The organism is Oleiphilus sp. HI0128, assembly GCF_001635365.1.
Genome location: NZ_LWGG01001359.1, coordinates 1 through 782, shown reverse-complemented (window position 1 = coordinate 782; position 782 = coordinate 1). Strand labels below are relative to the sequence as shown.

At 43.2% G+C, this 782-nt stretch carries 2 protein-coding genes; both read right to left on the bottom strand.

What is annotated here, in order from left to right; translation table 11 throughout:
- Positions 1-569, bottom strand: a 569-nt coding sequence (locus tag A3763_RS22545) for a VanZ family protein (protein ID WP_197483055.1), incomplete at its 3' end; no start/stop codon positions are given.
- Positions 570-782 (bottom strand): hypothetical protein (locus tag A3763_RS29110; RefSeq protein WP_197483054.1); only part of this gene is annotated, 213 nt, incomplete at its 5' end. It abuts the gene before it with no gap.

The window sequence follows — 782 nt, the reverse complement described above, 5'->3', positions numbered from 1 at the left end:
GCCCAGTCACCAGGTGCTTTGACAACTTCAAGCTCACTGCCATTTTTTGCTAACACAATTTGAGCCCAGCCAAAACTCTCGAAGTTCGCGATCACCGGAAATAAGCGATCAGCCTCCAGCTTCACATAACATCGATAAGCTGGGTAAAGCAGGCTTGCCAAAATCAAAAACAAAGCTATTCCCTGCATCATCATTTTCCGGCTTCTGCTAGTACTTCGAAATCGAGCGAGATACCACAGCAATGCAGCCAAACAACCAAAAACATCGTAAACAAAGTCTATTAAGCTACGCTCCCGGCCTACATAAGGCTGAACCAGCTCAACCAACAAACCAAACGAGAGGCAAAATAAAAGAAGGTAAATCAGCTCTTTTAAGGGCCGAAGCTGAGCAAAAAAAACCAGCAGCAGATAGGTCGCTAAACCGAAGACCAAAGCATGGCCAGAGTTGATCAAATGAGGATAAACCAAACCTTCAGAAGGCAACAAACTGAAGAACAATAAGCAAGCGAGTAGTAATACGCCACTTGGCAGTGCTTGCTTAATAGTCTGAAGGCTTATATCAAATAACATTTATTTTGCGCTAGAAAGCCCGGACACCAACTCAGAAACAAAACCTTGAATATACAAATCGACAATATCGACACCTACCTGCCAATACGCCTGACCCGGCTTACTCTTTAAAAATGTAATGTAGGCAGAGAGGTCCTCATCATTCAAATTACGATAGCTGTAATTTGCGCCCATCAACATAAATTCGGAAAACTGCTGACTTAGCATTGGTTC